Raw genomic sequence first — 7,492 nt, 5'->3', positions numbered from 1 at the left:
TTCGTGGGTCGTTTCGTTCCCCCTGCGTTTGGCGAAGTGGAGCTTACCCCGGAGGAATTAGAGGAAATCCGCAAGCGTGAGGAACGCAAGGACAGGCTCCACCAGAACTACTTGAAGCGGAAAGCCAGCGGAGCACAGAAGCGATACGAGGACAAAATCAAAAAGCGGAAAAAGGCAGAAATCGAAGCCAAGAAAGCCGCCATTCGTGCGGAGGACATTGCAAAGGGCGTGTTCGTCCCTGTCAGCAGTTTACCGCAGAGAGAGCCGATGAAAGGAGTACAAACAGCATGAATATCACTTACACACAGAACGGCGATTATCTTATCCCAAACATCATTATCCGCAAGACCAAGCCCCTCGGACACTACGGCAGACTTCGCAAGGCGTATCTGGAAATGCACCGTCCGATACTGTTCAATGAGCTGGTGCTATCCGACAAGCTCTTTGAGCATTGCGCCGAGATTGACGAAACAGCACGAAACCGCATGGAGCTGATCGTGCGGTCACTGGCAGAGCAAAACGGCGTGACCGAGCAACTGAAAGCCGAAAACCAAATGGAATGGGTGCGGCAGATGAACGCTTGCAAGGCACAGGCAGAGGAGATTGTGAAAGTGGAATTGATTTATGATTGAGCGAGGAAGTCCGGGCAGAAAACTGTTCGGACTTTTCTCATGTAGTCCAAAGTTACGGTAGAATTGTTCACGAGTTTTATGGTACAATTTATGCGAATAAAGAAAACGGAAAATTAGAATCTAACAAGAGAATGTGGTTGTATGAAAAAATCCATATTAGTATTTTGGGCAATCGTGTGTCTGTTACCTATTCAAAGGAGGTTTAAGAATTTCAAATGAAACATATAAGAAATATATTGCTGTTGATTACGATTATTTTTGCTTTTGTTATGCAAGCTGAAGTATATCAAAATATGCTCTGGAACTTTAATGGTGCTTATTATTTATCGTCCAGATACACAACTACTAATGACGATATGGATTCATTTTTAGCCAATGCAGAAGATACAGCTGAGAAGCATGGTGTTCATATTTTTTCGACTTTTAATCAGAGAGTTTCTAATTATCAGACAAGACTTTATATTTATGGTGATGATACCGTTGTTCGGGATAGTCTTAAAAGCACAATGGATATTGAGGAAAAAACATATACGGCTTTGATAGGTGGAATCACCGTAATAGAATTTGAAGATTTTAGAGAAGCAAAAAACACAGGCAATGGACAGGAAATAATGGTCAGCTATATCGGTGATGATGATGACATTATTGCCACATATCAAGATTTGGCAAAAGAATATTCTATATCGCAGCCAGAGTTTTGGCAATCAACCGAAACTGATATGATGTTCATTGTTTGGGGCCTGGTTGCCATATTGATGATTGTACTTAATATGATTGAGGTGATACGCAGGCAAAAGGAAGTAGTTGTACGAGCTTCTCTGGGCGAAAATGCTGCTGTGATTGCTCTAAAAGCTGTAGTGGCTGATATGATTTCATATGCTGCATTATTCGTCTTAGCAAAGTTGCTTGTTTCTCAATTTATATCGGGAGCGTATGAAGATCATCTCATTTTGGCAGTGTATTGTGCCGGAGCAGTTCTTTCCGTAATTCCTTATGCTGCTTTTGTCCGCTTTGATGTAAAAAAAGCCTTTGCCAATGCTTCAGATAAAAAAGGTATGTTTTATCTTCTGAACGGTCTTAAAGTATTTGCTACTGCTATGACAATTTTTACAATAACTACAAATCTCAGTAGCATTCAAGGTAATTTACTTACAAACACTACTCTTTTAGAAAATCATTATAATGATTATTATTTTGGAGTTATGCAGATTGAACCTCCTTTTGAAGAAAATGAGGAGGAATCCAAAGAGAGCAAATTTTGGAATGACCTTTACGAAAATGAATACAACACGATAAATCCGGTGGTCTGCATAGGCAGCCGGATAAGCGATACGGATAATTATATTTTTGTAAATCATAATGCCAGAGATATGCTACAAGGGTTTTCTGATATGCTTACTGAAGATGATGAAAAAGAGGATATCGTGGTCTTCGTGCCAAAGGGAAGAAATGCGGAATCATACAAAGATATCGCAAAAGAGGAAATTGGCTCTCTTACCCAAAATGCAGAAGAACTGCGTGTTGTTTATAAAGAATATTCTGGCAGAGAACAATTTTATTATCTCAATTCGAACAGAGAAGAGGCTATTGACGGATTGTCAAGAGTAACAAATCCGATTGTGATTTATCAGGCAAATGAGGCTGTTGCTTTAAATGGAAGTTATATCGAAACAGGAACATATAATGGTGAGGTAATCTACGGATGCGATGAAAGCACAATTCGCAGTGTTGCGAAAAAATATTCAGAACAGCTTGGTTCACACTATTTTATGCTGACGAATGTCGGAGAGGATTACATTTATAGTCATAGTTTCCTCGTGAAACTGATTGGCTTTATAAGCTCTCTTTGCGTATTAGTATTGCTGTTAGATATCGCTATCATCATATCTGAAGTGAAAATGGAATTTAGACTTAATGCGATGGAAATCTCCCTCAAAAAGGTTTTGGGCTATCGCTTTTATGAAAGGCACAAAAGATTTATTTCCGTTAATCTCTTAGAAAATATAGCCGTTGTGATATTGATTTGCATTGTTTCAATTTTTATATCTAACGCAAGTGTCGGGATTGCTTTACTGATTGGAGCGTTGCTCACCATTATTGAAATGGCAATCATTTTCACAAATATTATGTGGGTTGAAAAAACAAATATCTCAAAGTCATTGAAGGGAGGATGTTTATGATTATAATTCGTGGCTTAAATAAAGCATTTGGAGAGAAAATAATTTTCTCTAACTTTAATTTAGAAATTCCGGATGGAAGTTTTGTAGTAATCAGCGGCGATAGCGGCAGTGGAAAAAGCACTTTACTCAATATGATTGGTGGTATCGAAAAACCGGATAGCGGCAGTATCATAATCGAAGGGCTGAATATTACCCGGCTTAAAAATAAAAACAGTTTTTTTGCGGATACAGTGGGGTTTCTTTTTCAGAATTTTGCACTGCTTGAAAATAAGACAGTTAAAGAAAATTTAAGTTTGATTAAAAAATCAAGCCGAACTAAAGTATCACTTAAAGAAGCTCTTAATCGTGTGGGGTTATCAAAGGAAGTTAACAAAAAAGTTTATCAGCTTTCCGGTGGTGAACAACAGAGAGTTGCTTTAGCTCGTCTTATGATGAAAAAATGTTCTGTTGTTTTGGCAGATGAACCTACTGGCTCACTTGACAAGAAAAATAGAGATATTGTTATGAGGTTATTGCACGAACTCAATGAAGAAGGTAAAACGGTTATCATTGTTACCCACGATCAGGGTATTATTGAAGATGAACCTTATGTTGTGAAAATCTGAGAGTACCTCTTAGAAATGTCTTGATCTACATTTTATATAATTTGGGTCAGAAGAAAATCCCTTTAGGAACTAAAGGGCGCACTTCTATACTCTCCTATCGGGAGTATGTGCGTCCTGCGGAGCTTCATTCTCTGTCAGCAGAAGAAAACTGCCCGACCGAGAAAGTTGCGTCACTTCGTTCCGTCAAGGTGGCTACACCCCCTTGCGCCGCTAAAGCGGCTATCCCTTGTGGACTTGCCGTCCGCAAACAGCATAAAATGCTGTTCGCCGCCAGCAAGTTTGAAAAAACTGAATACCGAAAAACTGACCGTTGACCTGCGCCCTCTGCGCACAAAGTCGGCGGTCTTTTTTTATCCCCATTTTCAAAAAAGGAGGTCAATTCCAATGACAAAACCGAAAACCATTGACCAGCTTCGAGCCGAAAAGGAACGAGCCGAGACACAACTTTTACAGGAACAGCACAAGCTGGAGCGTCTGGAGAACAGAAAGAAATATCTGGAGAAAGGCGAACGCACCAAGCGCACCCACCGCCTTTGCAATCTGGGCGGCACGGTTGAGAGCCTTGCCCCGGAGGTCAAAGATCTCACACGCACCGAAATGACGGAACTCATGGAACACATCTTTTCTCTGTCCGAAGTCCAGCGAGCCGTCCGTCACATGGCGATTACCCATATCAGCCAAGCAAACAGGGAAAAGGAGTTGAAAGCCGATGGCACTATTTCATCTAAGCGTCACGCAGACTAAGCGAAGCGCAGGACAGTCCGCTATCGCTTCTGCCGCCTACCGTGCCGGGGAGCGATTGTATAGCGAGTATTACGGCGAATACAGCGACTACACCCGCAAGGGCGGCGTGATCTGCTCCGATATTTTCCTGCCGTCCCATGCACCGCCAGAATACGCAGACCGCCAGACCCTATGGAACGCCGTGGAAAAAGCCGAGCGTGGAAAGAACGCCCAGCTTGCATACAGCTTTGACATTGCCTTGCAGAATGAATTTTCCCTTGAGGAAAACATCGCTCTTGCAAGGCAATTTTTGTTGGAGAACTTTGTGAGCCGTGGCATGGTGGTTGACTTCGCCGTACACCAGCCAGACAGGGAGGACGGCGGCATACCAAACCCGCATTTTCATGTGCTTTGCCCCATCCGCCCCATCGAGCAGAACGGCAAATGGGGACTAAAGCAACGCCGGGTGTATGAGCTGGACGAGGACGGCAACCGTATCCGAGACGCAGACGGAAAGTTTGTGTTCAACGCCGTTCCCACTACCGACTGGGGCAGTCCCGAAACGCTGGAACATTGGCGGCAGACATGGGCGGAACTATGCAACGCCAAGTTTGCGGAGAAAGGGCTTGATGTTCGTATCGACCACCGAAGCTATGAGCGTCAGGGCGTGGAGCTTCTTCCCACTGTCCATGAGGGCGCAACCGTCCGGGCAATGGAGAAGAAAGGCATACGCACCGAGAAAGGCGAGTTCAACCGCTGGATCAAAGCCACCAATGCCGTTATCCGGGACATTAAGAAGAAAATCGCTCTCCTGTTCGATTGGATTGCCGAAGCAAAAGCAGAGCTTGCCAAGCCGCAGGCACCCAACCTTGTTTCTCTGCTGAACGCCTATTACACCAGCCGCAGAGCCGGGGCATATTCGCAGAAAGGTAAGGTCAGCAACCTAAAGGAGATGAACGAGACTTTCAATTATCTCCGGGCAAACGGCATTTACTCCCTTGAAGATTTGGAACACCGTGTCAGCGAACACAGTGCTGCCACAGAGAGCTTGAAGAAAACGCTGGACGAACAGACCGCCCGAATGAAAGCAATTAAGCAGCTCTATGACAGCTCCGCTGCTTTCCAGAACTTGAAGCCTGTCTATGACGGCTTGCAGAAAATCAAGTTTGAGAAGCCCAGAGCCAAGTACAAGGCAGAGCATGAAGCGGAACTGATACAGTTCTACGCCGCCAGACGAAAGCTGACCGGGGAGTTCCCAGACGGCAAGGTGGATATGAAAAAGCTGTCCGACGAGTATGACGAGCTGGAACAGGCGCACGAAACCACCTATGGCGAGTTTAAGACCGTCAGAGACGATTTACACCGTCTTTGGAAGGTCAAGTCATGTGTAGATACTGCCGCCCGATTTAACGAGCGCACAGAGGAACAAATGCTCCAAAATCGACCCCAAACACGACACAAAAAGGAGGAACTATCCCGATGAATTATACCCAAGCACAGATTGACCGGGCAAACGCCGTCAGTCTGGAAGATTTTCTCCGTACACAGGGAGAGACGCTTATCAAAAGCGGACGAGAATACCGCTGGAAAGAACATGACAGCCTGACCATTCGTGGAAACAAATGGTTTCGCCACAGCCAGAGCAAGGGCGGCTATCCCATTGATTTTGTCATGGAGTTTTACGGAAAATCCTTTCCCGAAGCCGTCCAGCTCCTGACCGGCGAAAGCGGCGAGGGGCAGACCGAAGCCACCACAGCACCGCCCACAGCGTTCCACTTGCCCTTGCACAACAGAACAGCCGACAGAGCAATTCAATATCTTTGCGAAAGCCGAGGTCTCAACAAAACGCTTGTTGAGGCTTTTCTTCTTTCCGGGGATATTTACGAGGACGCAAAGCGGCACAATGTTGTGTTTGTCGGCAGAGACCGAAACGGCACACCGAGATACGCCCATGTGCGAGGAACGGCAGACCCATTCAGACAGGACATTGCCGGGTCTGACAAGTCCTATCCGTTCCGATATGAGGGCAACAGCAACCAGCTCTTTGTCTTTGAAGCTCCGATAGACCTTTTGTCCTTTATCTGCCTTTATCCGCAGGATTGGCAGACAAGGAGCTATCTTGCCCTGGGCGGCGTTTCTGGCAAAGCCCTTGACCGTTTTCTTTCTGAACGCAAGGACACCCGAAAAGTGTTCCTCTGCCTTGACAGCGACACCGCTGGAAATGAAGCCTGCACCCGACTGGCACAGTCCATTTCCGGTGAGATCGCCGTCATTCGCCTTGTCCCGGCAAGGAAAGATTGGAACGATGTTCTCCGCCAGCAAGGGGACATTCCCAGCCGCAAATTCATAGCCGAGACAATCACGCTGCGAGAGCTGCCCACCGCCCAGCCTGTCCCCATGCTCCGCATGGCAGATGTGGAGCTGACGAGCGTGGATTGGCTATGGTTTCCCTATATCCCCTTTGGAAAGCTGACGATTATACAGGGCAACCCCGGCGAGGGCAAGACCTACTTTGCCATGCGTCTTGCGGCGGCTTGCACCAACCGAAAGCCTTTACCCGGTATGGAGACCCTTGAGCCTTTCAACATCATCTACCAGACCGCAGAGGACGGTCTGGGCGATACCGTCAAGCCCCGACTGATGGAAGCGGAAGCAGACCTTGAAAGAGTGCTTGTCATTGACGATAGGGACACACCGCTGACCCTTGCCGATGAGCGCATAGCAAGAGCAATCCGTGAGAACAACGCAAGGCTGGTTATCATTGACCCGGTGCAGGCGTTTATGGGCGCAGATGTGGATATGAACCGGGCAAATGAAGTCCGTCCCATCTTCCGCAGTCTGGGAGACATTGCACAGGCTACAGGGTGCGCTATCGTGCTGATCGGACACCTCAACAAAGCCGCAGGAACGCAAAGCACCTACCGGGGATTGGGGTCTATCGACATTACGGCGGCAGTCCGCAGTCTGCTGTTTATTGGCAAGCTGAAGGACAGCCCCACAACGAGGGTGCTTATCCATGAGAAAAGCTCCCTTGCGCCGCCCGGACAGTCCCTTGCCTTTTCTCTGGGAGACGAGAAAGGCTTTGAGTGGATAGGGGCTTATGACATTACCGCTGACGAGCTTCTTGCCGGGACAGACACCGCAAAGACCGAGAGCAAGACCGCACAGGCGCAAATGCTCATTCTGGAACTGCTTGCAGACGGAAAGCGTATGCCGAGCGCAGAGCTGGAAAAGGCAGTCAATGAGCGTGGGATTTCCTCACGCACCATGAGAACGGCAAAGAGCCGTATCGGGGACAGACTTGTGACCGAGAAAGACGGCACAGCATGGGTCTGCTATCTCCGAGACTGAC

7 protein-coding genes and 1 pseudogene are annotated in these 7,492 nt (G+C 46.6%); all 8 read left to right on the top strand.

Annotated elements, in window-relative coordinates; all coding sequences use genetic code 11:
- Positions 1 to 291, top strand: a pseudogene (locus J3351_RS13760) (DNA recombinase); the annotation flags it as partial.
- Complete coding sequence (locus J3351_RS13755; RefSeq protein WP_002593326.1) at positions 288 to 632, top strand: TnpV protein; 345 nt, start codon at positions 288 to 290, stop codon at positions 630 to 632. The pseudogene J3351_RS13760 and the gene J3351_RS13755, both read left to right, overlap by 4 nt.
- Before the next feature lie 215 nt (positions 633 to 847).
- Positions 848 to 2,812, top strand: coding sequence for a bacteriocin-associated integral membrane family protein (locus J3351_RS13750; protein ID WP_004845300.1), 1,965 nt, complete (start codon positions 848 to 850; stop codon positions 2,810 to 2,812).
- Positions 2,809 to 3,417, top strand: a complete 609-nt coding sequence (locus tag J3351_RS13745; protein WP_002593328.1) for an ATP-binding cassette domain-containing protein — start codon at positions 2,809 to 2,811, stop codon at positions 3,415 to 3,417. The genes J3351_RS13750 and J3351_RS13745 overlap by 4 nt, the downstream gene beginning before the upstream one ends.
- Before the next feature lie 20 nt (positions 3,418 to 3,437).
- Positions 3,438 to 3,731, top strand: a complete 294-nt coding sequence (locus J3351_RS14215; RefSeq protein WP_242699433.1) for a hypothetical protein — start codon at positions 3,438 to 3,440, stop codon at positions 3,729 to 3,731.
- 70 nt (positions 3,732 to 3,801) lie between these two features.
- On the top strand, positions 3,802 to 4,161 hold the full coding sequence (locus tag J3351_RS13735; RefSeq protein WP_207697984.1) for a DUF3847 domain-containing protein: 360 nt from the start codon (positions 3,802 to 3,804) through the stop codon (positions 4,159 to 4,161).
- Positions 4,127 to 5,623 (top strand): MobQ family relaxase, encoded by a 1,497-nt coding sequence (mobQ, locus tag J3351_RS13730; RefSeq protein ID WP_207697983.1) that lies wholly within the window; start codon positions 4,127 to 4,129, stop codon positions 5,621 to 5,623. Before J3351_RS13735 ends, mobQ begins: the two co-directional genes overlap by 35 nt.
- Complete coding sequence (locus tag J3351_RS13725) at positions 5,620 to 7,491, top strand: AAA family ATPase (protein ID WP_207697982.1); 1,872 nt, start codon at positions 5,620 to 5,622, stop codon at positions 7,489 to 7,491. Before mobQ ends, J3351_RS13725 begins: the two co-directional genes overlap by 4 nt.
- Position 7,492: the final 1 nt, after the last annotated feature.

Source organism: Faecalibacterium sp. Marseille-Q0746 (assembly GCF_017377595.1).
GTDB lineage: Bacteria > Bacillota > Clostridia > Oscillospirales > Ruminococcaceae > Faecalibacterium > Faecalibacterium duncaniae.
This window is presented reverse-complemented; position numbering and strand designations above follow the sequence as displayed.

Bases quoted from the DNA above. Each gene is read 5' to 3' on its own strand.
- J3351_RS13735 (WP_207697984.1), top strand. From the start codon at position 3,802: ATGACAAAACCGAAAACCATTGACCAGCTTCGAGCCGAAAAGGAACGA.
- J3351_RS13750 (WP_004845300.1), top strand. From the start codon at position 848: ATGAAACATATAAGAAATATATTGCTGTTGATTACGATTATTTTTGCT.
- J3351_RS13725 (WP_207697982.1), top strand. From the start codon at position 5,620: ATGAATTATACCCAAGCACAGATTGACCGGGCAAACGCCGTCAGTCTG.
- mobQ (WP_207697983.1), top strand. From the start codon at position 4,127: ATGGCACTATTTCATCTAAGCGTCACGCAGACTAAGCGAAGCGCAGGA.
- J3351_RS13745 (WP_002593328.1), top strand. From the start codon at position 2,809: ATGATTATAATTCGTGGCTTAAATAAAGCATTTGGAGAGAAAATAATT.
- J3351_RS13755 (WP_002593326.1), top strand. From the start codon at position 288: ATGAATATCACTTACACACAGAACGGCGATTATCTTATCCCAAACATC.